At 61.1% G+C, this 25089-nt stretch carries 20 protein-coding genes; 16 read left to right on the top strand and 4 right to left on the bottom strand.

Annotated features, from left to right (window positions below; translation table 11 throughout):
* Positions 1 to 11: 11 nt before the first annotated feature.
* From tssC to FBY10_RS19855, 14 genes are read left to right on the top strand one after another with little or no spacing between them, the layout of a single operon-like run.
* Positions 12 to 1487 (top strand): type VI secretion system contractile sheath large subunit, encoded by a 1476-nt coding sequence (gene tssC, locus FBY10_RS19790; RefSeq protein ID WP_145337525.1) that lies wholly within the window; start codon positions 12 to 14, stop codon positions 1485 to 1487.
* Positions 1484 to 1903, top strand: coding sequence for a type VI secretion system baseplate subunit TssE (tssE, locus tag FBY10_RS19795; protein ID WP_371920985.1), 420 nt, complete (start codon positions 1484 to 1486; stop codon positions 1901 to 1903). Before tssC ends, tssE begins: the two co-directional genes overlap by 4 nt.
* Positions 1893 to 3680 (top strand): type VI secretion system baseplate subunit TssF, encoded by a 1788-nt coding sequence (gene tssF, locus FBY10_RS19800; RefSeq protein ID WP_145337526.1) that lies wholly within the window; start codon positions 1893 to 1895, stop codon positions 3678 to 3680. The genes tssE and tssF overlap by 11 nt, the downstream gene beginning before the upstream one ends.
* On the top strand, positions 3644 to 4651 hold the full coding sequence (tssG, locus tag FBY10_RS19805) for a type VI secretion system baseplate subunit TssG (protein WP_145337527.1): 1008 nt from the start codon (positions 3644 to 3646) through the stop codon (positions 4649 to 4651). The genes tssF and tssG overlap by 37 nt, the downstream gene beginning before the upstream one ends.
* A gap of 12 nt (positions 4652 to 4663) precedes the next feature.
* On the top strand, positions 4664 to 7231 hold the full coding sequence (gene tssH, locus FBY10_RS19810; RefSeq protein WP_145622929.1) for a type VI secretion system ATPase TssH: 2568 nt from the start codon (positions 4664 to 4666) through the stop codon (positions 7229 to 7231).
* Positions 7228 to 8760 carry a sigma-54-dependent Fis family transcriptional regulator gene (locus tag FBY10_RS19815; protein WP_145337529.1) on the top strand — a complete coding sequence of 511 codons (1533 nt, stop codon included), beginning with the start codon at positions 7228 to 7230 and terminating at the stop codon, positions 8758 to 8760. Before tssH ends, FBY10_RS19815 begins: the two co-directional genes overlap by 4 nt.
* 42 nt (positions 8761 to 8802) lie before the next feature.
* Positions 8803 to 8934 (top strand): type VI secretion protein, encoded by a 132-nt coding sequence (locus FBY10_RS31830; RefSeq protein ID WP_131699313.1) that lies wholly within the window; start codon positions 8803 to 8805, stop codon positions 8932 to 8934.
* Positions 8935 to 8950: 16 nt separating this feature from the next.
* Entirely contained in the window at positions 8951 to 10120 is a 1170-nt protein-coding gene (tagH, locus tag FBY10_RS19825; RefSeq protein ID WP_145337530.1) for a type VI secretion system-associated FHA domain protein TagH, read from the top strand.
* A 5-nt stretch (positions 10121 to 10125) separates the two neighbouring features.
* Positions 10126 to 10611, top strand: coding sequence for a type VI secretion system lipoprotein TssJ (gene tssJ / locus FBY10_RS19830; protein WP_145337531.1), 486 nt, complete (start codon positions 10126 to 10128; stop codon positions 10609 to 10611).
* Position 10612: 1 nt separating this feature from the next.
* Complete coding sequence (tssK, locus tag FBY10_RS19835; protein ID WP_145337532.1) at positions 10613 to 11941, top strand: type VI secretion system baseplate subunit TssK; 1329 nt, start codon at positions 10613 to 10615, stop codon at positions 11939 to 11941.
* A 5-nt stretch (positions 11942 to 11946) separates the two neighbouring features.
* Positions 11947 to 12810 (top strand): type IVB secretion system protein IcmH/DotU, encoded by an 864-nt coding sequence (gene icmH / locus FBY10_RS19840; RefSeq protein ID WP_178116773.1) that lies wholly within the window; start codon positions 11947 to 11949, stop codon positions 12808 to 12810.
* Positions 12811 to 12825: 15 nt separating this feature from the next.
* Positions 12826 to 16197 (top strand): type VI secretion system membrane subunit TssM, encoded by a 3372-nt coding sequence (gene tssM / locus FBY10_RS19845; RefSeq protein WP_145337533.1) that lies wholly within the window; start codon positions 12826 to 12828, stop codon positions 16195 to 16197.
* On the top strand, positions 16164 to 16922 hold the full coding sequence (locus FBY10_RS19850) for a PP2C family serine/threonine-protein phosphatase (protein WP_145337534.1): 759 nt from the start codon (positions 16164 to 16166) through the stop codon (positions 16920 to 16922). The genes tssM and FBY10_RS19850 overlap by 34 nt, the downstream gene beginning before the upstream one ends.
* A complete protein-coding gene (locus FBY10_RS19855) occupies positions 16919 to 17791 on the top strand; it encodes a serine/threonine-protein kinase (RefSeq protein ID WP_145337535.1) in 873 nt (290 codons plus the stop codon). The genes FBY10_RS19850 and FBY10_RS19855 overlap by 4 nt, the downstream gene beginning before the upstream one ends.
* On the opposite strand, the gene FBY10_RS19860 is transcribed toward FBY10_RS19855, so the two are convergent.
* Positions 17767 to 18096: a DUF6388 family protein gene (locus tag FBY10_RS19860; protein WP_131699320.1), complete on the bottom strand. Its 330-nt coding sequence runs from the start codon at positions 18094 to 18096 to the stop codon at positions 17767 to 17769. The genes FBY10_RS19855 and FBY10_RS19860 overlap by 25 nt on opposite strands.
* Positions 18097 to 18303: 207 nt before the next feature.
* Here FBY10_RS19860 and FBY10_RS19865 point away from each other — a divergent pair, with 207 nt between their 5' ends.
* On the top strand, positions 18304 to 20379 hold the full coding sequence (locus FBY10_RS19865; RefSeq protein ID WP_145337536.1) for an EAL domain-containing protein: 2076 nt from the start codon (positions 18304 to 18306) through the stop codon (positions 20377 to 20379).
* Here the strand turns inward: FBY10_RS19865 and FBY10_RS19870 are convergent.
* Genes FBY10_RS19870 through FBY10_RS19880 form a run of 3 tightly spaced genes read right to left on the bottom strand, consistent with a single transcriptional unit; the run spans position 20376 to position 23650 of the window.
* A complete protein-coding gene (locus tag FBY10_RS19870; RefSeq protein ID WP_131699322.1) occupies positions 20376 to 21209 on the bottom strand; it encodes a metal-dependent hydrolase in 834 nt (277 codons plus the stop codon). The genes FBY10_RS19865 and FBY10_RS19870 overlap by 4 nt on opposite strands.
* Before the next feature lie 15 nt (positions 21210 to 21224).
* A complete protein-coding gene (locus FBY10_RS19875; protein WP_131699323.1) occupies positions 21225 to 22115 on the bottom strand; it encodes an SDR family oxidoreductase in 891 nt (296 codons plus the stop codon).
* Positions 22112 to 23650 (bottom strand): NAD(P)/FAD-dependent oxidoreductase, encoded by a 1539-nt coding sequence (locus FBY10_RS19880; RefSeq protein WP_131699324.1) that lies wholly within the window; start codon positions 23648 to 23650, stop codon positions 22112 to 22114. Before FBY10_RS19880 ends, FBY10_RS19875 begins: the two co-directional genes overlap by 4 nt.
* Before the next feature lie 276 nt (positions 23651 to 23926).
* Between FBY10_RS19880 and FBY10_RS19885 the strand changes: the two genes are divergently transcribed.
* The gene (locus tag FBY10_RS19885; RefSeq protein ID WP_237683125.1) at positions 23927 to 24916 is read left to right on the top strand and encodes an alpha/beta fold hydrolase; all 990 of its coding nucleotides are present in this window, start codon (positions 23927 to 23929) and stop codon (positions 24914 to 24916) included.
* Positions 24917 to 25089: the final 173 nt, after the last annotated feature.

Below are 25089 nucleotides of genomic sequence, written 5' to 3' on the forward strand. Positions count from 1 at the left end.
ACACTGACCGCATGACCACCCAACAGAATCCGATACCGGAACACACCAGTGAGGATTACAGCATCCTCGACAACATCATTGCCCAGACACTGCTGAGTGCGGATGACGAGGCCTATGCCATCGCCAAGCGGGGTGTCTCGGCGTTTATCGAGGAGTTGATCAAACCACAGAACCACGGCGAGCCCGTCAAGAAGCGCCTGGTCGACCGAATGATTGCCGAGATCGATACGAAGCTCAGCCAGCAAATGGATGAAATTTTGCACCACCCGGAGTTCCAGGCCCTGGAAGCTTCCTGGAAAGGTTTGCAATTGCTGGTCGACCGCACCAATTTTCGTGAAAACATCAAGATCGAACTGTTGAACGTCTCCCGGCAAGACTTGCTGGATGATTTCGAAGACTCACCGGAAATGACTCAATCCGGGTTGTACAAACATGTCTACAGCGCTGAGTACGGTCAATTTGGTGGTCAGCCTGTGGGCGCGATCATTGCCAATTACTTCCTGTCCCCCAGCGCGCCCGATGTGAAACTGATGCAATACGCTTCAAGTGTCGCGTGCATGGCGCACGCGCCTTTTATTGCCGCAGCCGGGCCGGCGTTCTTCGGCCTGGAAAGCTTCACGGGACTGCCTGACCTCAAGGATCTCAAGGACCATTTCGAAGGGCCGCAATTTGCCAAATGGCAAAGCTTTCGCCAGAGCGAAGATGCGCGTTATATCGGTCTGACCGTGCCGCGCTTCCTGCTCCGTACGCCCTATGATCCCCTTGAGTGTCCTGTCAAGACCTTTGCCTACCAGGAAAACGTGGTGAGCAGCCACGAGCATTACCTGTGGGGCAATACCGCCTATGCCTTCGCCACACGCCTGACCGAAAGCTTCGCGCGGTTCCGCTGGTGCCCGAACATCATCGGTCCGCAAAGCGGAGGGGCCGTGGAAGACTTGCCGTTGCATCACTTCCATAGCATGGGCGAAATCGAGACCAAGATCCCCACCGAAGTGTTGGTGTCCGATCGCCGCGAATACGAACTTGCGCAAGAGGGCTTCATTGCCTTGACGATGCGCAAGGGCAGTGACAATGCCGCGTTTTTTTCCGCCAGTTCGGTGCAGAAGCCCAAACAGTTCGGCATCAGCGCAGAGGGCAAGGACGCCGAGCTGAACTATCGCCTGGGGGCCCAGTTGCCCTACATGATGGTGGTCAACAGGCTGGCCCATTACCTGAAGGTATTGCAGCGTGAACAGTTGGGTTCGTGGAAAGAGCGCACAGACCTCGAGCTGGAGCTCAACAAGTGGATTCGCCAGTACGTCGCCGACCAGGAAAACCCCAGTGCCGAAGTGCGTGGGCGGCGTCCGCTGCGAGCGGCCCGCATCGTTGTCAGTGACGTAGATGGCGAGCCTGGCTGGTACCGCGTCAACCTGAGTGTGCGACCGCACTTCAAGTACATGGGGGCGGACTTCACTTTGTCTCTGGTTGGCAAGCTCGACAAAGAATGAAAGAAGGTCAGGGGATACCCCACAAACATAGCCTTTTCGAGCGCCTCGAACGCCCGGCGGCCGCACATGCCTGTGGCGTGACGTCCATTGCCAGCCACCTGGGGAAAATGCTCAGTATCCGTGCGGGCAGTGTTCAGACATTGCCGGACTACGGCTTGCCCGATCTTAATGATATGAACCAGAGCCTGCATGAGTCATTGAGCCAGTCGCGCTTGTTGATCGAGCGATTCATACGGGCCTACGAGCCACGATTGAAGCAGGTGCAGGTTACTGCATTGCCGCGCGATCACGACCCTCTGGCCCAGGCGTTCTCCATTGAGGCCACGCTGATGGTGGCGGGTGTCAAGCAGCCCGTGGTGTTCGTTGCGCGACTATGCGAGCCCGGACGAGTCGAGGTTTTGCCGGATGTCCTTTAATCGTTATTACCAGAGCGAGCTGAGTGCGTTGCGTCAACTCGGGCGGCGTTTCTCCGAACGTAACCCTGCGCTCGCGCCGTTTCTTGCCGACCCAGGGCAGGACCCGGATGTGGAACGGTTGTTGGAGGGCTTCGCGTTTCTCACCGGTCGCTTGCGCCAGAAACTGGATGATGAGCTGCCTGAGCTGACTCATTCCTTGATGCATTTGCTGTGGCCCAACTACATGCGGCCGATGCCCGCCTTCAGCATCTTGCAGTTTGGTCCGTTGAAGCACGTCGGCCCTGGGGTGATGGTCGCGCGGGATACCCCGGTCGAAAGTGCTGCCCTCAAGGGTGAGCGTTGTCGCTTCCGTACCTGTTACGCCACGCAAGTCCTGCCGCTGCAACTGAGCGCTCTGGAATACAGCCTCCAGGGCGAGGTTGCGCTGTTGAGCCTGCACCTGGACATGAGTGTCGGGGGCAACTTCAGTGAATGGACGTTCGATCAACTACGTCTGCACCTGGCGGGTGATCGCTGCATCAGCCAAGGGCTGTACCTGAGCCTGTTGCGTCATCTCGAGGGTATCGAGTTGCTACCTTTGGGCCGCGATGGCCTGCCGGTCAGTGGGGAGGATGGGCAACCCCTCTCGTTGCGATTGGGCGCCGACCGGGTACGCCCGGTGGGATTCAGCGAGGAGCAGGCGTTGATTCCGTATCCAATGAATACCTTTCGTGGATATCGTCATTTGCAGGAGTACTTTGCCTTTCCTGACAAGTACCTGTTTGTCGACGTGGTGGGCCTGGATGTACTGCACGGTTTGCCCCATGAGCTGCTCAAGCAGGTGTGTGCGGTGGTGCTGCGTTTCAAACTGCGTAACCCATGGCGTGATCCCCATCACCCCACCCTGGACAACGTGAAGCTGTACTGCACGCCCATCGCCAATTTGTTCAAACATGACGCCGTGCCGATCCGCCTGGACGGCAAGCAGGACGAATACCTGGTGATACCGGGTGAATACTCACGGGAAAACGCCTGTGTATTTTCCGTGGACAGTGTCACGGGTTGGCGCCCCGGCGGGTCGGGATATCGGACCTACGTACCGTTTGAGTCCTTCGAGCATGACAGCGATGACGCACTGTCGGCGGCCTCCGCCAGCTACAGCATTCGCCAACATGCATCGGCACAGCACGCGGGCCTCGATACCTGGCTAGGGTTTTCCAATGCTCCGGAGCATGGCCCGGAAACCCTGTCGATCGAGCTGACGTGTACCAACCACGACCTGCCTCGGCTGCTTCAGATCGGGGAGATCAACCAACCTTGCGAGCAAACACCGGAAGGGTTGTCGTTTCGTAATATCTGCATGCCGACCGCGAGCTATTCGCCCCCCCTGGAGCAGGACTTTCTCTGGCGGCTCATCAGCAACATGTCGCTCAACTACCTGTCATTGACCGACATCAATGCCTTGAAGGTCATTCTCGAAACCTACGACCTGCCGCGCTACCACGACCGACAGGCGCAGAAAGTCAGTGAGCGAAAGCTTGGCGCATTGCGATCCATCAGGCACTCGGCTGTCGACCGACTGCACCGTGGCTTGCCGTTCAGGGGCTTACGAATCGACCTGACGATTGATCCACAAGGTTTTCTTGGCCAGGGCGAGGTGTTTGTGTTCGCGTCGGTACTCAACGAATTCTTCGCGCTTTACGCCAGCCTTAATACCTATCACGAATTGCGAGTCATCAGCACACAAGGAGACGTGTACCTATGGCCACCCCGGATGGGCCAGCAGCCCCTGCTTTGACGGCACTGTCCAGCGTCATCCGCGAATACTCGCTGTTCCAGGCGGTTTTGCAGGTGATCAGGCGTTTGCGCGATGCTCATCCGATGCTGGATGACGACGCGCTGTATGACTTGTTGGAGTTTCAGGCCAACCCAGATCTTGGTTTCCCCGGTCACGATATTGAGCGGGTGGAGTTTTTTGTTGAACACGGTCAATTGCGCGCGCGTCTTTGCCTCAACGTGTTGGGGCTGTGCGGCGCTTGTTCGCCATTGCCGGCGTTTTATGGCGAACAAGCGATTGTTGACGGTGCGGGCGGCAAGGCTACCCGGGACTTCCTCGACCTGTTTCATCATCGGTTACAACGGCTGATGCTGCCGATCTGGCGCAAGTACCGGTACCGGGCGTTTTTTCAGGCTGGCGCCCGGGATGTCTTTTCCGAGCAGATGTTTGCCTTGATCGGGTTGAAGGGCCAGCACCTCCGCGCGACTACCCAATTGAACTGCAAACGGCTATTGCCCTACCTGGGGTTACTCAGCCTGCGAGCCCATTCGGCAGCCTTGATCGAGACGGTGCTGCGTTACTACTTCAAGCACACCCGCTTGTTCGTCGAGCAGTGGGTAGAACGCTCGGTGGTCATTGCCGTCCCCCAGCAAAATCGGCTGGGTGCCACCAACAGTGTGCTCGGTCATGACCAGGTGCTGGGTAGTCGGGTCACTGACCGCAGCGGCAAGTTCAGGGTGCATGTGCAGGGCCTGGGCTGGCAGCGTTTTCATGAGTTTTTACCCACGGGTGGGGACTATCCGTTGCTGTGCGCATTGCTACGGCTGACGGTACGCGACCCTCTGGCCTATGACCTGCGCCTGGTACTGCTCAAGGAGGAAATCAGGCCATTGCACATCGGCGAACACAACGTCTGCCGCCTCGGCTGGACAACTTGGCTGGCGCATGGGTGTGCCGACGGTGTGGTCATTGTGACCAGCAATGCTGATTAGGGATGAATGATTATGATGAATGTGGACCTGCAACAACTTATCCAGACATTGGCTCCCCAGGCGCGCCGAGACCTTGAACGCTCGGCGGAACGTTGCGTGGCACGCGGCGGCAGGGAAGTGTTGGTGGAGGACCTGCTGCTGACCCTGCTGGAATACCCCCACGGCATTCTGGTGCGGGCATTGGTGGATGCGGGTGTGGAGCCAGGCGAGCTGCAGGCGGCCCTGCATCCCCAAGCTGGCACGAGTGCCTCGCGTAATCCCGTGTTTACCCAGGCCCTGGTGCAATGGCTGCAGCAAGCCCTGATGTTGGCCCGCCTGGAGCTGCGGCAGGCGGACGTTGATCACGGCGCTCTGTTACTGGCGCTGTTGCGTCATCCGTTACAACACGCCGGCAGTGGTTATCAGGCGGTACTGAACCGGTTGGATGCACAGCGTGTGTGCAGTTATTTGTTGAGCCTGGCGCCTGAGGTCGACCCTGTGTCGAGCAGCGATGCGTTGCTGGCGCGCTTTACCCATGACTTGACCCGTCAGGCCCGGGAAGGCGGTATCGACCCGGTGTTGTGTCGCGATGCCGAAATTCGCCAATTGATCGACATACTTGTGCGCAGGCGCAAGAACAATCCGATCCTGGTTGGCGAAGCCGGGGTGGGTAAAACCGCCGTGGTTGAAGGGCTTGCCCTGCGTATCGCCAGCGCAGAGGTGCCGGAGCCGCTCAAACACGTACAGGTGTTGACCCTGGATATGGGCCTGCTTCAGGCCGGCACGGGGATCAAGGGGGAATTCGAACGGCGCCTCAAAGGCGTGATTGATGAAGTCAACGCCTCACCAACACCGGTGATCCTGTTTATCGACGAGGCGCATACATTGGTGGGCGCGGGCGCCCAGGCAGGTGGGTCCGATGCTGCCAATCTGCTCAAGCCCGCCCTGGCCCGTGGCGAGTTACGCACCATCGCCGCCACCACTTGGTCGGAATATAAGAAGTACTTCGAAAAAGACCCGGCATTGGCGCGGCGTTTCCAGCCTGTGCAGGTCGGCGAGCCCGGTGTTGAGCAGGCGGTTTCGATCCTGCGCGGCCTGGTTCCGGCGTATGAGCGCAGCCATGGCGTGTATGTGCGGGATGATGCCATTGTCACGGCAGCCCACATGAGCGCGCGCTACCTGGCTGGGCGGCAGTTGCCCGACAAGGCCGTGGATGTGCTGGACACCGCCTGCGCCCGCATGAGAACCAGCTGGGAGACGGCGCCCGAGGCATTGCAACGCCTTTACGCCGAGCAGGCGGAAGGCGCGCGCCAGCGCCAGGCGTTGAATCGCGACAGGGATGCCGGGTTGCCTGTGGACGAGCAGGCCTTGCACGCGTTGAACCTGCGCCTGGAGACCGTGGAGCGCGAGCGTGAACATCTGGAGCAACACTGGTTGGAACAGCGAGCATCGGCGCAGCAGGTGCTAGCGCTGCGCCAGCAATTGGATGCTGCTCGTGGTGCAGGGCAGAACACTGAGACCCTTGAACATGCCTTGGCCCAACAGCGCCAGGTACTGCACGCGCAACAAAACGGCCAGCCATTGGCCAGCCTCGAGGTTTGTCCAGGTCTGGTGGCACAGGTCGTCAGCGCCTGGACCGGTATTCCTGTCGAACGACTGGCCCTGGAAAGCAGTGAAAGGGTGTTGGGCTTTGCCGATGCATTGCGTTCGCGCATCCTCGGCCAGGAACACGCCGTGCAGATACTTGAACGCAACTTGCGCGCGGCTGCCACCGGGCTCAATAAGGCGGATGCCCCGGTCGGCGTATTCCTGCTGGTTGGCCCAAGTGGCGTGGGCAAGACCGAGACGGCCCTGGCCCTCGGCGACCTGCTGTACGGCGAGCGGCGTTTTGTCACCACCCTTAACATGTCGGAGTTCCAGGAAAAACATTCCCTTTCCCGGCTGATTGGTGCTCCCCCCGGTTATATCGGTTTTGGCGAGGGCGGCGTGTTGACGGAGGCTGTGCGCCAACGCCCGTATTCGGTCGTGCTGCTGGACGAGGTCGAGAAGGCTGATCCGGAAGTAGTGAACCTGTTCTATCAGATTTTCGACAAGGGACTGGCCAATGACGGGGAAGGTCGGGAAATCGATTTTCGCAACACGCTGATCCTGATGACCTCCAACCTGGGCAGCGAGTGCATCGATCAATTGTGCGCAGGCGACCGGCGACCTGCTGAGGAGGTCCTGCACGAAGCCATTCGCCCGTTGCTGCGCAAGCACTTCAAGCCTGCCTTACTGGCGCGAATGCATGTCGTGCCGTATTACCCGATCACGGGCGAGGTTCTGCATGACCTGGCAAGGCTCAAGCTGGACCACTTGGGACAAAGGTTGCAACTGCGCAAGCTCACCTTCAGCTATACGCCCGAACTGGTTGCTTGCGTCGCCGAGCGTTGCGCTGAGGGTGACAGCGGTGCCCGCTCTATCGATCAATGGATCGACGCACACTTGCTGGCGCAGGTGGCGGATCGGTTGCTGGAGGCCATGGCCGGGGGCGAATCGCTGTCCCGGGTGCATGCCGGCCTGGATGGCAGCGGTTGTCCTGTCTGTGAGGTCAGCCAATGACGGAAAATTCTTTCAACCGGTTGCCCCATCCCTCGGAGTACGCCGACGCGATGCTGAGTTGGTTCACCCGTCTGGGGATCGAAGGTGACGCGACAACCTTGCCGGACCTGTGTGTCGCGGCGGTAGCTCAACTGAGCCAGTGCGAACTCAGCCAATTGTATTGGCGCGACGAGGCGACAGGTCGGCTTGCCCTGATTGCCCAGCATTTGCCAGGCGTGCGGCCGCCCGACGACCTGGCTTCAGACGCGGATTTCCAACATGAGCAGGTGTTGCAGTATGTGCTCAGTCAGCGCACTGCCTTGAGCCTTGAGCATCTGGAAAACAGCTTCTATGAAAGCCAGTTCCTTCCTGCGATGGCGACGCCTTGGCAATCGTTGACGTGCATGCCGTTGTTCGGTCAGCACAGGACTCTCGCGGGCGTGTTGCTGTGCGCCAGCCAGCGTCCGAAACAGTTGGAGCACTACACCCACTCATTGACCCAACTGGGCAGCTTTGCCTTGAGGCAACTTGCACTGATGCAGCGTCTGAGTCCTGCGGTGAGTGTCACTCCACCTACGTGCCGCACGCCGGGCACCTGTGCCACGTTCGGATTGATCGGCAACAGCAAGGCCATGGATGAGACGTGCCGCTTGATCGGCAAGGTGCTGAATACGCCCTACACCGTGCTGCTGCATGGCGAGACCGGTACCGGCAAAGAGGTGGTGGCGCGCGCCATCCATACCGCCGGTCCACGCGGTGGTAAAGCCTTCGTGGTGCAAAATTGTGCAGCCTTTCCCGAAGGGCTGCTGGAAAGTGAACTGTTCGGTTATCGCAAGGGGGCGTTCACGGGGGCTGAACGCAACTACACCGGTTTGTTCGACACCGCTCACGGCGGCACATTGCTACTCGACGAAATCGGCGATATGCCGTTGTCGTTGCAGGCCAAGTTATTGCGGGTTTTGCAGGAAGGCGAGATTCGCCCATTGGGTGCCAGTACGGCCCATAAGGTCGATGTACGCATTATCGCTGCGACGCACCGTGATCTCCCTGCGATGGTGGCCCAAGGCAGCTTTCGCGAGGACCTGTATTACCGGCTCGCGCAGTTCCCCATTGAGTTACCGGCCTTGCGTGAGCGTGATGGCGATGCGTTGCTGTTGGCTCGGCATTTTGCGCAAAAGGCCTGCGCTGCGCTGGGTCGCGTATCGGTGGGCTGGTCAAGTACGGCGTTGGATCAACTGTCCAGCCATGGCTTCCCCGGCAATGTGCGAGAACTCAAATGCCTGGTGGAGCGCGCGGTACTGCTCTGTGACGACGGTGTGATCCTGCCGGCGCACCTGTCCCTGTCATCGGCACCCGCCAACGATGCTGTCGATGCAACGTTGCGTCAACGCCTGGAGCGAGTGGAGCGGGTGTTCCTGATTGATTGCCTGCACAAGAACCGTGGCAATCGTACCCGTACCGCGCGGGAGTTGGGCGTCGCGCGCCGCACGCTGCTCTACCGTCTGGCGCGCTTGAAGATTCCGGTTGGCGATGCCCGAGAGGAATGCTGAATAGCGTATGCGTGGACACCTTACTTTCATGGGAGATTCCTGATGCCTCTTCGTCCGTGGCAAGCCGTGACGCTTGTGCTGTGTTTGCTGGGTGGCTGTAACGCCAATTATGTCTTTGACGATGCTGACTACCGTCCACTGGGTGACCCCCAGGCGAGCCGTCGTGGTCATTGAACAGGGAAGCCTTGCCATGCAATTAGTGCTTGAAGTGTGTTCCGACAGTGGCGAGCCGCCAGCCCGCAAAACCTTTGATGGCGTCGGCGGTGTGATCGGCCGTGGGACGGCGTGTGACTGGGTCATCCCCGACACCGCGCGCTTGATTTCCAGCCACCATGGCTTGGTCAGTTTTCGCGACGGCCATTACTTTTTGACGGATATCAGCAGCAACGGTATTGGCGTATCCGGCAGCCTGGAGCGCTTGCGCAAGGGGCACGCGCGGCAGATCAGTGATGCAGATGTATACCAACTGGGGGCGTTGGAAATTCGTGCGCGACTGGTCGAGCATCAACGACCGCCGCTCGGGCGGAGCGAGGTGATTCCAGACGATGCTTTCCTGGGGCTGGACCCGATTCAGGCGCTGGATCGCGAACAACGACGCGGCGAGTCATCGCAAGAGCTGGAGGCATTGAACACGTTGACGGAGTCGACCGCCCAGGCATTCTGTCCGGGAACCGTGGACCAGGACCATCTGGTCGTACCGCAATGGGCTGAGCCTGTCAGTGACGTAGTACCTGCACAGCCCGTTACGGCTGCATCCGCAGTCCCTGAGACGTTCTGGGCGCAGTTCGGCGAGGTGTTGGGCATGGAGGTGGGGGCGCTCGATACGCCGGCCCGCGAGGCCCTTGCGATCAAGGTGGCCGGGTTGTTCAGGCAAGCCATCGAAGGTTTGCAGCAAAGCCTGCGAACTCGCGACGAGCTGAGCAGTGAGGTGCATCTGGATTGGACCTCCCCGGCGCTTATGCGGCAGAACCCCTTGGTGGATTGTCCAGACGCCCAGGCGGCCTTGACGGCGCTGTTGGGGGGCGGTGAGTGGGGGCGTCTGCCGCCCGAACGGGCGGTAGCCCACGCCTGCCGGGACTTGCAGATTCATCAGCTGGCCTTGGTGGTGGCCTGCCGTGCAGTCGTTCGCAGCGCGCTGGCGGCCTTTGCTCCAGGTCACCTGCTGCTGTGCTTCGAGCGCGAGGACAAGCCGCCCAGGCTCCTCACCGATGGCGCTCATTGGCGGGCGTACCAGCGCTATTACCGACGGCTGACCGACGAGGCGTCGTTGGGCGATCAATTATTACGCAACGACTTCTGCAAGGCCTACGAAGAGCAGGTGCGCCTGGTCTCCAGCCTGCATGCGGCTTACCCGGGATGACGTTCATGTATCTAACCACCGTTGCATCAACACTGCTGGCACTGGGCATGTTGGCCGGCTGCAGCAGCGTTTCACCCTTTTCGACCTTGACCAAGCTGGACCTGGCGTTGATGGCCAGTGAGGAGGTCAACCCCGACCTTCATGGCCGTCCTTCACCTGTGGTGGTGCATTTGCTTGAACTGCGGCACCCCGTGGCATTCGAGAATGCCGACTTTTTCAGCCTCTATGGGCGGGCCGAGCAGACCCTGCCCAAGGACTGGGTCAGCAGCGAAGAGCTGGAGCTGCGGCCCGGTGAGCGGTTGATGCTCAAGCTCAGTATCGAGCCGCAAAGCCGCTATGTCGGCGTACTGGCGGCCTATCGCGACCTGCCCAATGTGCAATGGCGACTGGTGCTGCCTGTTGCCCCCCAGCAACGGACACGGGCCCGAATAATGCTGGACCAGAGCGGTGTTCGTATTGCCGCCCCGCAAACCGAGCGGGCGGAGGATTGAGATGCACATCCATAACGTTATCTGGCAGGAAGGCATGTTGCTGCGGCCCCAGCACTTGCAGCACAACGACCGCTACTACCATCAGCAGCTCAACCGTACGCGCTTGCTGGGCTGCGACGCCTGGGGGTTCCTGACCCTGGACATCGATGTGCAGTACCTCAACCTGGGCAAGGTGGTCGTCAACCAGGCCAGCGGCATATTGCCGGACGGCAGCCTGTTCGAGCTCAATGGCGCGATGGAACCTCTGGTATTGCAAGTGCCTGCCAACGTCGGCCGGCAAGCTGTGTACCTGGCGTTGCCGCTGGTCACCGACAATCAGGTTGAAGTGCGCAGGCCGGAGCAACACGAAATCCTGGCGCGCTATGTTGCCTGTGAAATGGAGATCGGGGACTCCAATGCCGGTGTCGATGCCCGTTGCCAGATCAGCTGTGCGCGTCCGGATCTGCGCCTGATGCTGGGGGAACATCCCGGTGAGCCGTTCAACGTGAAGCTGCAGGTCGCTCAGGTGCTGGACTGCACCCGTGAAGGCGGCGTGCGACTGGATACCGATTTTGTGCCGACGTTCATTTTTTTGCAGGGCTCCGGCTATGTGTCGTCGTGCGTCAAGGAGGTCATCAGTCTGTTGGCCAGCCGTGGAGATGCGATTGCCGCGCGCATCCAGGGTAACGGCGCGTCGGCCGGGGCGCAGGTTGGCGACCTCCTGATGCTGCAGCTGATCAATCGCGCTGAATTGATGTTGCGCCACTTTTTGAGCCAGGCCCAGGTGCGCCCGGAGGCGTTGTATCGCGAGCTGCTGTCGATCCTTGGTGAATTGGCCACGTTCGCCACCGACAGCAAGCGCGCCCAATTGGAGGTGCGTTACCAGCATGGTGATCAAGGTGCGAGCTTTCGCGAATTGATGGAGCACCTGCGCGCAGTGTTGTCGCGGGTACTGGAGCAGCATGCCATCGAGTTGACGCTGCAACCACGTCAGTACGGTGTGCTGGTATGCCCGGTGAGTGACCTCAAATTGCTGGGGACGGCGACGTTCATCCTGGCGGCAACCGCCCAGTGTGATTCGGAAACGCTGCGTCATCGGCTGCCGGCGCATCTCAAGATTGGCCCGGTGGAGCGCATCCGCGAGTTGGTCAACCTGCACCTCACCGGTATCAGGATCAAACCGTTGCCGGTAGCGCCGCGACAGATTCCGTTCCACGCGGGCAAGACCTATTTCATGCTCGAACTCAGCGCCCCGGATATCGCGCAGTTGGAGCAGTCAGGTGGATTCGCCTTGCATGCCAGCGGCGAGTTTACCGAGCTGGAACTCAACTTCTGGGCTATCAGGAACTGAACTCCATGATGATGGATAGTGAATACCCGCAGGACGAGAAAACCGTCTTGCTTGACCGCGAGGGACGCGGTCCGGCGCAGGGCGCTGTGACGGACTTCCCATCGCCGCCGCGCTTCGAGCAGTTGGAGGACAGGATGATCTATACCGCCCGGCTGCACAGCTCGCAGAGTGTGAATGTGGGCCCCAACACCCTGGTGGCAGCGGCTTGGGAATTGTTGTTGCAGGTGGTGCAGCTCAAGGGCAGCTCCGGCCGTGAGAGCCTGCAGACCCTCAACGACCGGTTGTCTTCGGGCATCACGACGTTTGAAGCGCACGCCCTGCACCTGGGGGGCGAGGAAGGTCAGGTGATGTCGGCGCGCTATGTGCTGTGCAGTTTCATTGACGAGGCGGTGGTCACCACCGCGTGGGGCGGTTGCAGCGACTGGTCCAGGTCCAGCCTGTTGAGTCGCTTTCACAACGAAACCTTTGGCGGCGAGAAGTTTTTCCTGCTGCTGGAGCGATTGTCCCGCGACCCCGTCAAGCACGTGGCCATGCTGGAGCTGATGTACCTGTGCCTGTCGCTGGGGTTCGAAGGCCAATACCGCGTGATGGAGCGGGGAGGCGCTCAGCTTGAAGGGGTACGCGACGCGCTGTACCGGCAGATCAGGCATGTGCGGGGAGATCGGCTCTCGATGGCCGCGCCATCGCACGCAGGGAAAGTCCGCGCCGTGCCGGTGCGCATGCTCTGTGCCAAGTGGCTCATGGCTGTCGGGCTGGCCTGTTTGCTGGTGATGTACTCAGGGTTTGCCTGGGTGCTGGGCACGGAGCGCATGACGGTGCTGCAACCTTTTCAATCGTTGGCGTCGGACCAGGCTCAGACGCCCTTGTAACGCTGGGAGCAATGAATGAACGCATTCTTCAAGGGCGCGGGCACGGTGCTGCGCAAGATTTGGTTATGGAGCCTGTTGCTGGTGCTGTCCAGCGCGTCGCTGGTGTGGTTTTTCGGGCCCTTGCTGGCGGTGGATGACTATCGGTTCTGGCAAGGCGCGACGGCTCGCTTGCTGACCATCTGTGGCCTGTTCCTGCTGTGGGGGCTGGCGATGGTGGTGGTTGGCGCGCGCCGCGCCGCACGGCTCAACCAGCCGGAACACCAGGCGCATCATCAGCGCCTGGGGCTGATCCACGATGAGCAGAGGCAGGTACGCGGGCGATTCAAGGAGGCGCTGCAGACCCTGAAAACCTCCCGCCGCTACGGTGATCGCAGTGAGCGTTGGCGAAATACGCTGCCCTGGTACCTGTTGATCGGCCATCAAGGCAGTGGCAAGACCCATCTGCTGGCCGCCAATGGATTGCAGTTTCCACTCGATCGGGCCGAGTCGCCAACCCCGGGTACAACGGCCTACTGCGACTGGTACTTCGCCGATGACGCCGTGCTGCTGGAGACTGCCGGGCGCTACCTGGACCAGCCTGACCGTACGGTGGATGCGGCGGGATGGTCGACGCTGCTCGGTCTGCTCAGGTCGCGCCGCCGGGCTCGCCCGCTCAACGGTGTTGTAGTGACGTTGTCGGTGGACACGCTTTGGGGGGGCAATGAGCACGACCTGGAACTCCATGCGCGTCATGTCCATACCCGCTTGCAGGACATCCAGCAGACGCTGCATGTAGATGTGCCGGTTTATCTGGTGTTGACCCGGGCCGACCGTTTGCCAGGGTTCGCCGAGTTCTTTGATGCGCAGCAGGGCGACGGCACGGAAGACATATTGGGCGGGCACCTGGTGGCGGGCAAGACCGGAACTGACATTGCTCAGGTGCGCGAGGCCTTCGAGGCGCTGCTGCAACGCCTGGGGGCGGAGCTGATCCCACGCTTGCATCAGGAGCGCAGCGGCGAGCGCCGCGGTCGTATGCTGGATTTTCCTCGGCAGGTCGCACGCCTGGGCGACCGCTTGGGCCTGTTTGTCGAGACGGCGTTTTCCGCCCCGCGCTATCAGCGTATCAATGGCCTGCGAGGGTTCTACCTGACGTGTGCGAACGTGGGCGATACGCGCTCGCAGTTTGTCCAGGGCTTGTTCCGCCGAGTGATTTTCGCCGAGGCCGATCTTGCCGGGCTGCATACCCCCGAGCGGCGTCGCCTGCATCGACGCCAAGGGGGACTGGCGCTGGCCACGGCGCTGGTCATCGGTATGGCGGGGTGGTTATGGGGGCACAGTTATTCGTTCAATCATCAGCGTCTGGTGCAGTTGCAGGCGCTGAACATGCCTGCGCCTGCTCAACCTGATGCGGACGAGAGCCGGGTATTGCTGGCGCTGCTGGACAGTCGTCTGGCAGCGACACGGGTGTTTCCACCCGTCACCGAGGTCCGCTGGGTCGATCGAGCCGGCTTGTATCAAGGGCAGGTGAGTCGTCCGTTATTGACTAATGCCTATGACGAGAGCTTGCGCCATCAGTTGCTGCCGCACGTGGCAACCCTGCTCGAAGAACAGGTGCAGGCCAGCCTTGGCGAGCGCGAGCGATTGCTGGACAGCTTGCGGGCGTACCTGATGCTCAACTTGCGCGAACGGCGTGATAACGCGTGGTTGGCGGAGTACATGGCAGGCCATTGGTCTGCCCGTTATGCGGGGGATACCTCGATGCAGAAGCGTTTGAACGAACACCTCGGGCGGTTGCTGGAGCAACCGTTCGCAGCCCCGTTGAACGATGCATTGGTGGCCCAGGCCCGCCAGGCATTACGCGGCGAGTCGCTGGCAGAGGTGGTCTACCGCGCGCTGCGCGAACAAGCCCGCAGCCTGGAGCCTCTGCGACTGGCCGATGGCGGCGTGTTCGCCAACCTTGAACCGCCCATACCCGGCTTCTACACCAAAAGGTACCAGCAGTATTTCGAAAAGCAGGGCCCTGCGCTGGTCAATGCCATTGCCCAGGATAACTGGGTGCTTGGGGAAGGTACCGACCTCAGCGCCGTGGATATGCGCCGGTTGCTGCAGGCCCTGGAACAGCGTTATTTGAGTGAGTACGCCGATGCCTGGAGTCATGCTCTCGGTCGTGTCCGCCTGCAGGAAAATGACAATCTGCGGCACAGCGCCGAGCAGTTGGCGAGCCTGATATCCGCCCAGTCGGCGTTGGTACGCCTGTTGCAGCAGGTTCGCGAAAACACTCGACTGTTACCGGCCCACGATCGGGTCGAGGCGCTGAGCCAGCAGGCCGGTGAGTTAAGTGCCGCGGTGTCCGGTGCGATGGTCAAACCGTTGCAGGGCCAACTACTGCCTGACACGGCCCGGCGTGCGTTGCAGCGCCGCTTCGAACCGCTGCACCAGCTACTCGATGAAGAGCAGAACCCGGGGGCTGAATTGACACAGGCATTTCGGCTGCTCGACGAACTACACCTGCAATTGTCGTCGCTGAGCCGGGAGAGTTCCCCGGAGCAGGCAGCGTTCACCTTGGTCAAGCAGCGCATGGAAGGGCAGCAGCCTCTTCTGGCCAACCTGCGTAATGCCGCCGCACGCTTGCCGCTGCCGCTCAAGGGCTGGCTCGAAGACATTGCCGACCACGTCTGGCGTCATCTGCTCGATGGCACCTATGTCTACGTGAACCAGCGTTACCAAAGCGAGCTCTATGGTTTTTACGCCAAGGCCATCCAGCGTCGCTACCCGTTCAATGCGCATGCCACCAGTGACGTTGCCCTGGGCGATTTCCAGGCATTTTTCAAACCCCGAGGCGCTATGGCACGCTTTTATGAAACGTACCTGCGGCCTTTTGTCAGCGTTGATGGCAACCGGTATCGACTGCGGGGCCTGGACGGTCGCAGCGTGCCGATATCGCGCTCGCTGTTGGACCAACTGGCCAGGGCCCAGATGATTCGGCAAGGTTTTTTCACCGAGGAGCAGGGGGAGTGGGCCGTTCGATTCACCTTGGCGCCCTACAGTCTCGATCAAGCCGTCAGCCGGGCGATCCTGCGGGTGGGTGACCAACAACTGGAATACCGTCATGGGCCGATTGTGCCTATGGCCTTCCACTGGCCAGGCGAGGCGCCTGGCAGTCGCAGTAGCCTGGTGCTGGAACGGGGTACGGAGCGACCGCTGGGGATCGAAAAAAACAGTGGCGAGTGGTCGTTGTTCCGCTTCTTCGACCTGTTGCAGAGTGAGCCGGCAAATGGCAGGGATGCGCACATTCTCAAGGCCGATCTGGCCGGCCTGCGCGCCAATTACCTGCTGACCAGCCAGCGCAACCCGAGCCCGTTCCAGATGGCGGCATGGCGCACGTTCCGCCTGCCGGAGCAACTGTGAACCCGGCGCACACCTGGCGAAGCGCCGGGCGCACGGTTCAAGGCAAGTTGCGTTCGCGCAACGAGGACGCGTTCCTCGATTGCCCACAGCGTGGGTGTTGGGCGGTCGCCGATGGAATGGGGGGCCACCAGGCCGGGGATGTGGCCAGTCAATGGGTAATCAGCAGTCTTGCCGCGCTGCCAGATCAGGGCAGTTTTGATCAGCGTGTCGAGGCAGTCCGGCGCTGCCTGCGCGGGCTCGACAGCCAACTGGGGCAGGCGCCGATTGCGCCGGTCGACGGCCTGGCAGGCATCATGGGCAGTACCGTGGTTGTACTGTTGCTCGAAGACCAGCGTGCGGCCTGCATTTGGGTGGGCGACAGCCGTTGCTACCTGTGGCGCGGGCAGCGGCTGTACCAGCTGTCCCGTGACCATACCGTGTTGCAGCAACTGATGGATACGCAGCAGTTGAGCCTGGAACAAGCCCAGGTCTATCCGGGCGCCAGGGCCTTGACCCGTGCGATCGGCGCCCGACAGGCGCTGAGCCTGGAGGTGCTGGAACTCAGTACCCAGCCTGGGGATGTATTTTTGTTGTGCAGCGACGGCCTGTACCAGGGGCTCAGCCTTGGCGAACTGGGCGGCGCCATGAGCGTAGGCACGCCATGGCGGGTGGTGGATCGATTGTTCAGCGACGTGTTGCGTGGGCCGGCGCGGGATGACCTTACGGCCGTCGTGATCCAGCCATGAGCGAGGAGGCACGCCCGCCGAACTTGCTTGCCGGGCGCTATCAGCTTGAGCGCAAGCTGGGCACAGGCGGCATGGGGGTGGTCTATCGCGCCCGGGACCTGCTGCATGAGGCGTTCGGTGAGCCCGCCTCCAGCGTGGCCCTGAAACGCTTGGACGAAACATTTTCCGCGTGCCCTGACGCCCATGTGCTGCTGTACAGCGAGTTCGCCCTCACACGCCGCTTGCGGCATGACCATGTGGTGAGGGTGTTTTCCTTCGAAGTCGACACGCTGCACCAGGTGGCATTCTTCACCATGGAGTTGCTGCACGGCATGACCCTGGATCGGCTGCTGGTGGAGTGTCCACAAGGAGTGCCCTGGCAGGAGCTTCAGCCCATCGCCTTGCAACTGCTGGACGCGCTGGCGTACACCCACCAGCAGGGTATTCTCCATGGCGATGTGAAGCCCGCCAATATCATGATGGGTGAGCAGGGACTGCGTTTGTTCGATTTCGGCCTGGGCTGGTCGAAAATGCAGCAGACAGCCGGGCTGCCGGGCTTGAACCGCAGCCGTTTGAACGCCTGGACGCCCGCGTATGCAGCGCCGGAACTGATGGCGGGTGGGGGCTTGTCAGCCGGCGCCGATTTGTATGGCGCGGCCTGCGTGATCTATGAGTTGGCCCAGGGCCAGCGCCTGGGCGAGCGCCAGCCCGATCGACCACTGCCGCGGCCGCGCCGATTGCCCAGGCATTGCTGGTCGGCGCTGCACTCAGCGTTGGCCATGGATCCGCAGCGGCGCAGCGTTTCCGTCGCCGAGTTGCGCGAGGCGCTGGATGGCAGGCGGCACTGGTACCTGCCGTTGCGGGTTCAGCCGGGCAAGTCATGCAATTGACAGTACTCGGCCCAGCTCAGGCCGGCCATCTGCGCCACTTCCTTGTGCACTTCAAGACGTTGGGCCTCAAAGGCTTCGCGGGAGTCCGCAGTCAGCTTGAGGGTCAATTCCCAGGCAAACAGGCCCTGGCGTTCGGCTTCAGCCTCGAAGGCTTCATGCAGGCGTTCATCGCGGTACTGTGCGAGGGTTTCGCCCTTGGCTTGGGCGGCAAGCGGGTTAAGGGTGTTGAGTTCAAGGGCTACGCCCGGATGTTCGCTCAGGAATCTATCCAGGGCGCGTTGGTGGTTATCGCCAGGTGGTGTCAAAGGTTAACTCCTGAAAGGGAACGGTATCGGGGCCCTCGGCATGTTCTCGGCGTCGGGGCGCCAATCGTCCACAAGGGCCTAAATTGATTTGGAATAATGACCGGTAGTGTGGCAAAAGTCTTTCGCTCACGGCATCAGGGCGTGTAGCGTTACAGGGGTTTTGGGCCTGCCCCTGGGGGCAGAGAGCGATGGGCAGAGGGATGGGGCATGGCGCAAACGCTATTCAAACTTTTCCTTACTCAGCGCCTGGCGGCTTTGGCCAGCACCGAGTCGTTGCGTGCCATCCGTGAAGGGCTGCTGTGGATCCTGCCGTGCCTGCTGGTGTCGGCAGGGTTTCTGATCCTGTCCGAATGCGCCCGAGTGCTGGGCTTCGACCCACAGGTAGTGACATTCCTGGCCGGGTTGCACAACCAGATCAGCTCAGTGATCCCGCTGTTGGTTGCCGCCTCCATCGGTTACATGCTGGCTATCCAGCACCGCCTGCCACAGTTGCCGGTGGCATTCCTGTGCCTGGCCCATGTGGTGGTGGCGACGTTCATACTGCGCGAATACCCCCGAGCCTCGGCGACGTTCGTACTGTTCATTGCTATCGCCTCGCCGTTGCTCAATGTGCCGGCCATTGCCTGGCTGCACCGTTTCCGTTGGACCCGCCTGGTCAACGAGGACCTGGTGGGGCACAACCTCAGGGGCACGATCAATATGGTGGTGCCAGGCCTCATCACGGCCCTGTTGCTGGTGGTGGTGCTGTCCTCGCTGTTGCAGGTTCCGTCTGTGGCGCAGCTCCAGGGGCCTCAGATGCTGGATGCTCTGGAGTCGCCCTATGGCAGCGGTTTGTTCGTGACCCTGATGAACTCATTGCTGTGGTTTTTCGGGATCCACGGCGTCTACGCCATGCAACCACTGTTTGATGTGCTGGACCAGGCCGTGGTGCTCAATAACGCGGCGTCGGCGGCGGGCGAGCCAATCAGGTATGTGTTGAACAGCGGCCTGCTGGGCAGCTTTGCTTTTATCGGCGGCTCGGGCGGTGCGTTGTGCCTGCTGCTGGCGATCCTGCTGTTTTCCAAGAGCCAGTCCATGCGTCTGCTGGCGGTGGCGAGTTTGCCGCTCTCGCTATTCAACGTCAGCGAGGTGCTGCTGTTCGGCTTGCCGATCATTCTCAACCCGCGCTTGTTCATACCGTTTCTGTTAGTGCCCGCCGTCAACGCCATGGTGGCGTTGACGGTGGTGCAGATGGGGTGGGTGTCGCCGGCGGTAGCCAGTGTACCGTTCACTGCGCCGGTACTGCTTAATGCCTACCTCAGTACCCACGGCGACCTGGCGGCGGTAGCGCTGCAACTGGCGTTATTGGGCTTGGGCACGCTGGTGTACGCACCCTATGTGCGCGCGATTCATCGCCAGGTTGCCGAAGGTGGCACGGTGTACCTCAAGTCTCTGGATATGACCTTCCGCGGCCTGGAAGAAAAAGGCCGGCTGCGCGAACTGGACCCGGTCCTGGCCTCCCACAAGACCGTGGCGCGCCAGGCCAATGAACTGAGCCGCATCCAGCAGATCAGCGACTATGAGTTCTATCTTGAATACCAGCCGCAGGTCTCGACCCGCACCGGCCTGTGTACGGGCTGCGAAGCGCTGATGCGCGCCCGCGATGCGCAGGGCACGGTGCATTCACCGTGGGAGTTCCTGCAGTGGCTGGCCCAGGCTCGGTTGATGCCGGACGTGGATGTGTGGGTGGCATCCCAGGCGATTCGCCAGTACCAGAAATGGCAGAAGCTCGGCTTTGCTCTGCCGATGACCATCAATATCTCCAGCGCCACCCTGACCGACGCCGCCCACGGCGAACGCCTGGTGGAGATCCTCGCCCAGGCCCATGGCCAGGTGTCGGTGGAGATCACCGAAGACGCGCTGGTCAGTGACATCCCGGCCACGCGGCAGAATATCCAGAAATTGCAGGCCATCGGCGCCAAGGTCTATATCGATGATTTCGGCACCGGGTTTTCGGCCTTGAGTTACCTGCACCAGTTCCCGGTGGACTTCATCAAGATCGATCGCAGTTTCGTGGTGGCGCAGCACGATCCCAAGGGCGCCCAGGTCCTGACTGGCATGCTGCGTTTCTGCGAAGCGCTGAACCTGGGCGTGGTGGTGGAGGGCGTGGAGACCGCCGAGCAGTTGGCCTTCTTGAACACCGGCGCCGAGCTGATCATTCAGGGCTGGTATTTCAGCAAGGCGCTGCCGGGCGATCAGTTGGAAGGTTTTGTGCGCGAGCGTGCGGCCATGGCGCAGGTCTAGTAGCCGCGCTGGGTCTGTTCGATCTCCTCGACCAAGCTATCGATACCTGTCAGGCGTGCACGGTTGTCGTGATCCCAGGGGTGAAAGCCGGGTTTGAAGTAGTGCAACCACGGCCGCAGCATGCGTGGGAAAACTCCTTTGGGACCATAAAGAAATTTCAACATGCGCCAGAAGCCTTTGAGGTGCCCACCCGCCTTGCGGTCGGCAATCAACAGGCGCACATGAAAATCCAGCACCACCAGCCAAAAAAACACTGTGGTGGTGAGCATGGCGCCCGTGCGCAGCAGGTAGCGTTTGGGCCCAGGCTCGATCACCGTATTCCACACATCAAATGCCACGGCTTTGTGTTCGGTTTCTTCCAGGGCGTGCCAATACCACATCTGTTGGTAACCCTTGAGCGAATCGCCAAAGCGTGACGGATCGCTCAGCAGGATCTCCGCGAGCATCGCCGTGTAGTGCTCAAGGGCAATGGTGATCGCCAGGTTGAACGACGGCGCGAAGTGTTTCTTCTGCAGATCGAGGATGAACTTCAGCCGACGGTCCAGGGTGTGCGCCGGAAGTCCGGCTGCTTGCATCAGGTCGTTGTAGGCCACATGTTCGCGGCTGTGCATGGCCTCCTGGCCGATAAATCCCTGGATCTGTTTCTTTAGCTCCGGGTCGTCGATGCGTTGGCGGTAGTGGCGCACGCTGTCCATGAAAAACAGCTCGCCCTGGGGGAACAGCAGCGACAAGGCATTGAAGAAATGCGTGATGAACGGACCCTGTTCGTGCCAGTCGGTGATGCGCTCGGCGGGCAGGGCAAAATGGAGGTCGCGGCGGATTGGCAACATAATTCGTGCTCCTGTTCAGAGACGGGGCTCGTCGTTGGTTTCAAACACTGGCCTGCGTTGCTTGGGGGCCATGCGCTTGCTGGCGAGCACCACCAGCGCTTGATAGGCCGCCGGCAGGCAACGGGCGAGCAGGTCGAGGAAATACGCGTCGCGGCCAATCAGCACACGACGTTTGTTTTTGCGTACGCCTTGCAGGATCACCTTGGCGGCCTGGTCGGCGTCGGTGATGAAGAGTTTTTCGAAGTCGGCACGGGCCTGCTGTTCGCTGTGGATCAGGAAGCCGGTCATGTTCGCGTCGATGCGGCTGCTGCGACAGATATCGGTGCGAATGCCGCCGGGGTGTACGCAGGTGGCCGAGACGCCGCAGCGTTGCAGGTCCAGCTCCTGGCGCAGGGCTTCGGTAAAGCCGCGCACGGCGAATTTGGTCGCGTTGTAACCGCTCATGCCAGGCTGGGCAAACAGGCCGAATACACTGGACGTGTTGATCACATGGCCTTCGCCGCTGGCCTTGAGGTGTGGCAGGAACGCCTTGGTGCCATGGACCACGCCCCAGAAATTGATGCCGACGATCCATTCCAGGTCGGCGTAGTCCACGCCTTCGACGGTACTCGACAGGGCCACGCCTGCGTTGTTGAACACCAGGTTGACCTGGCCATGCTCGGCCACGCAGCGCGCCGCCCAAGCCTCCATGGCCTGGCGGTCGGCAACATCCAGCACCTGGGTGGTGATCGTCACCGGCGCCAGGGTTGAAGTTTTGATCAGTGCCAGAGTTTGCTCCAGGCCCTGGGCGTTTTTGTCCGCCAGTGCCAGGTGGCAACCTTCGCGCGCGAGTGCCAGGGCCAATGCGCGGCCCATGCCGGACGCCGCGCCGGTAATCGCCGCCACGCGGCCGTTGAATGACTTCATGAGAGGCTGCCTTCTGCGCTGGAGTGGGGCGCCGCTGCCGGACGGAGCGGGGTGTTGAGGGGCAACAGGTCGACCACATAGTCCTTGAGTGAAAACTGCCGGGTGACCCGCTTGAAGCGCCATGTTGAAGCGGGCCACAGGGTGGTGTTCTTGCCGGTACGTGGGTCCAGGTACCAGCTCTGGCAACCGCCGGTGTTCCAGATGGTGCGCTTGAGTTTGTCTTGCAATTGACGGTTATAGGCCTGTTCCACTGTCGGTTTGACGTCCACCGTGGCGATGCGATGGCGCTGCATCTGCCTGAGCGCGTCGAGGATGTAGGTCACCTGCGCCTCGATCATCAGAATCATCGAGTTATGGCCCAGGCCGGTGTTGGGCCCGATGATCAGAAACAGGTTGGGATAGCCCGGCACTGTGGTGCCCTTATAGGCGTGTGCACCGTCGCGCCAGGTGTCCATCAGGTCCACGCCGTCGCGACCGATGATGCAGTCGCGGGGCAGCGGGTCGGTGGCCTGGAAGCCGGTGCCGAAGATCAGGCAATCAGCCGGATGCTTGAGGCCGTCGGCGGTGATCACGCCGTCGGCTTCGATGCGCAGCACCGGCTCGGTGACCACCTCGACATTGCTGCGCGACAGCGCCGGGTAGTAGTCATTGGAGATCAGCACGCGCTTGCAGCCGATGGTGTAGTCCGGCGTCAGGGCCTTGCGCAGGGAAGGGCGGGCCACCTGTTTGTGCAGGTGGCGTAGGGCTATTTTCTGTACCATTTTCATCAGGCGCGGGTGCAGGGAAAAGCCCACCACGCGGCCTTCCAGGGCCCAGTAAAAGGCAGCGCGCACCAGGCGCTGGGTGAAAGGCAGGTGCTTGAACATCCAACGTTCGAAGGACGAAATGGCTCGGTCGGGCTTGGGCATGATCCACGGCGGGGTACGTTGGAACAGGTCCAGGTGGGCCACCTGCGGCGCGATCTGCGGCACGAATTGAATGGCACTGGCACCGGTGCCGATCACCGCCACGCGCTTGCCTTTCAAGGCGTACGCGTGATCCCACTGCTGGGAGTGGAAACGCTTGCCCTTGAAGTTCTCCAGCCCCGGTATGTCCGGCAACGCCGGACGCGACAGCCCGCCCATCCCGGATATCAGCACCCGCGCGCTTACCTGGCGACCATCGCTGAAGTTCAACTGCCAGCGCTGTTGCTGGTCGTCGAACACCGCGCGCTCAAGACCCATGCCGAAGCGCAGGTACGGCGCCAACCCGAAGCGCGCAGCGCAGTGTTCCAGGTAGGCGCGGATTTCTGCTTGCGGCGCGAACTGCCGAGTCCAGTCCGGGTTGGGCGCAAAGGAAAACGAATACACATGGGACTGCACATCGCAGGCGCAACCTGGGTAATGGTTGTCCCGCCAGGTGCCGCCGAGGGTATCGGCCTGCTCGGCGATAAAGAAGTGGGTGAACCCCGCTTCCTTGAGCTTGATGGCCATGCACAGGCCGGCAAAGCCAGAGCCGATGATGGCGATGTCGATGGAATCACTGTGGGCATTCATAGGCGGACCTTCGTGGGCATCGGATGTGCTCCTGTTTTTGTTTTGTCTTTTAGATAGAACACCATTGCAAAGAAAAATTGAATTAATTATTTTAAAAAAAGATTTTAAATAATCTACCTGAAAATAGCGCCTACGCTAGGAACTTGTGCCTTGTGTGCGACTTGTCCGACGGACGAGCGTGGTACGCACGCCGTCAGGTCCAGGGTGTGGACGTTGGCCGAGGCCTTGATCAATTCCGGTCAGGTCGCCGGCAACAGGGAAGCTGAGGACCGAGCTATGGCTGTGGAGTGGGTTGCCGCTGCGGCGGGTGCGAGTGCGGTGCTATGGGGTTTCAGCGCCTGGATGACACGGCGCATCGAAGCCGCTGTTCCAATCAACGGGCGCTTCGTAGAGGTGGATGGCGAGCGCTTTCATTATGTGGAAGAGGGCAAGGGCCCACCCCTGGTGATGATTCACGGGCTGATGGGCAGCAGTCGCAACCTGACCTATGCCTTGTCCGGCCAGTTGCGTGAGCACTTTCGGGTGATCACCCTCGACCGACCCGGGTCGGGTTATTCCACGCGGCATAAAGGTACCGCTGCGGACTTGCCGGCCCAGGCGCGGCAAGTCGCGGCCTTCATCAACCAGCTTGGCCTGGACAAGCCTGTGGTGCTGGGGCATTCCCTCGGCGGCGCGATTTCCCTGGCCCTGGCCCTCGATCATCCCGAGACGGTATCGGGCCTTGTGCTGGTGGCACCGTTGACCCATCCCCAGCCCACGTTGCCGCTGGTGTTCTGGTCGCTGGCGGTACGACCGGCCTGGTTGCGACGCTTTGTGGCCAACACCCTCACCGTGCCCATGGGCTTGTTGACCCGACGTTCCGTGGTCAAGGGCGTGTTTGCGCCGGACGCAGCTCCCGCGGACTTTGCCACCCAGGGTGGCGGCTTGCTGGGGATGCGCCCCGACAACTTTTACGCCGCCTCCAGCGAGATTGCGTTGGTCAACGACTGCCTGCCCGGGATGGTCAAGCGCTACCCGCAACTGACCCTGCCCATCGGCCTTATCTATGGCGCGCGGGACAAGGTGCTGGACTTTCGCACCCATGGCCAGGCCCTCGCCGACAAAGTGCCAGGCCTCAAGTTGCAAGTGGTGGAAGGGCGCGGCCATATGCTGCCGATCACCGCCACGGCGCGGGTGGTTGAGGCCGTGCTGCACGTGGCCAAGCGCGTGCGCCCTGTGGAAACGGCCACGGTCCTGCATCCGCCCTTTGCCTTGGCGAACAAATAATCGTGGCCCTCATCGTGGGGTCAAACGTCGCAAATGCTTGCCCTAGAGACCTGACCAGACGGCTGAAAAAGAGACTGCTCGGTCACGCCAAAAAGGCTTCGAAAAAGTAGTTGACGACCTAACGATTCCGCGTTATTTATTTAAAAAAATATTTCAATATTTATTTTGAAATG

The organism is Pseudomonas sp. SJZ103 (genome assembly GCF_007828335.1).
In the GTDB taxonomy this organism is placed as follows: Bacteria; Pseudomonadota; Gammaproteobacteria; order Pseudomonadales; family Pseudomonadaceae; genus Aquipseudomonas.